Source organism: Rhizobacter sp. P2_H2, from assembly GCF_056403375.1.
Genome location: NZ_JBFUFP010001099.1, coordinates 1 through 1,742, shown reverse-complemented (window position 1 = coordinate 1,742; position 1,742 = coordinate 1). Strand labels below are relative to the sequence as shown.

Here is a 1,742-nt window from a genome sequence, read left to right as displayed (position 1 = left end):
TCACCGACCTCAGCGTCGATGAGGCGGGCCGCGTGTCGACGCGCATCGACAGCCGGGGCGTGACCGCGCGCATCGCCTACGACGCAGCGGGTCGGCTGAACGCCATCCAGTACCTGAAGGAAGGGCAGCCGGACGCGCTGCTCGTCTGGAACCACAGCCAGACCGGACCGGGCTTCAGCTTCGGCATCGGGCGGCTGACCTCGACCCTCTTTCCGGGCGGATCGACGCAGTACACGTACAACGAATGGGGCGAGGTCGTCGCGAGCACGCAGCGCGTGAGCCCGGCGAGCGGGGCCAACAGCGCGACGGTCACGACGGTGGTCGGCTACGAGTACACGCTCGGGCGCTTGACCGGTATCACCTATCCGTCGGGGCGCAGGCTCGTGCTTCGCTGGAACGGGGCGCACGTGGTGTCGATCGCGTTGGCGAAGAATGGCGTGAGCGAGCCCTTGCCGCTGATCGACCAGGTGAAGTACCAGCCCTTCGGCCCGGTCGAAAGCTGGCAGTGGGCGATGGCTGGCGGCGCGCAGGCGCATGAACGCGTGACGGATCTGGATGGGCGCATCGTGCGGATGCGCATCGGCGACCTGTTCCGCGACATCYGCTACGACGAGGCGGACCGGATCGTCTCGTTCACGCACCTGGCACCGGATGGCACACCGCGGCCGGCATTCGACCAGAGCTTCGGCTACGACGCGAACAGCCGGCTGACGAGCGTGGTCACCGCGACGAGCAGCTGGGCGATCGCCCACGATCCGAACGGCAACCGCCGTGAGCTGAGCCTGAGCGGGGTGCCGAGCACCTACATCACCGAAGCGACCAGCAACCGGTTGCTGGCGATGACCAACCCGGCGCGCAGCTTCGGCTACGACGAAGCCGGCAACACGACCAGCGACAGCGCAGGCTACACCGCGGGCTACGACCTGCCGGGGCAGCTGGCGGTGCTGTCGCGCGGCGGGATGAGCGCGCGCTACAGCTACGACACCGAGCGGCGGCGCATCCGCAAGTTCACGAACGCGGGGCCGCAGAGCACCGTCATCTTCGTGTACGACCCACAGGGCCAGCTGCTCGGCGAGTACGACCAGCAAGGCCGGGCCATCCGCGAATATGTGTGGCTGGACGACGTGCCGGTCGCGGTGTTCATGCCTGCTCCCACGGACTCGGCGGGCGCACCGCTGGTCCACTTCATCCACACCGACCACCAGAACACGCCGCGCGTGGTGGTCGACCGCGAAGGCCGGCAGCGCTGGAGCTGGATGGCCGAGCCCTTCGGCACCACCGCGCCGCCGACCAACCCAGCGGGATTGGGAGACTTCACCTTCAATCTGCGCTTCCCGGGGCAGTATGCAGATGAGGAATCGGGGCTGTTCTACAACTGGAACCGCTACTACCGCAGGGAGGGCGGGGACTACACGCAGAGTGATCCGATCGGGCTGGCGGGCAGGAGCTTGTCGACGTACACGTACGCTGGCGGAAACCCGCTGACGCAGGTCGATCCCGACGGACGCCTCTTTTTCGTCGTGTTGCTAGGCCCGAGTCTCGGTGCGGGCTTGGCAGACTTGGCACTCATCGGTGGGACTTGGTGGGCAATACAGCCGAAGATCGGACCCAGTTGGCCCACACAACCTGAAGGCGGTGATTCACCACGCGACAAGTACGAAAGGGACGGCGCCGCATGTTTCGAGAATTGCAAGCATCTGCTGGACACTTGCCCCAAAGACCTCCAGTCATCGGACTATCGC

General features: G+C 66.6%; 1 protein-coding gene. It reads left to right on the top strand.

Annotated elements, in window-relative coordinates:
* Window positions 1-32: 32 nt before the first annotated feature.
* The coding region (locus AC1D15_RS30435; protein WP_477828966.1) for an RHS repeat domain-containing protein at window positions 33-1,742 on the top strand (1,710 nt) is incomplete at its 3' end.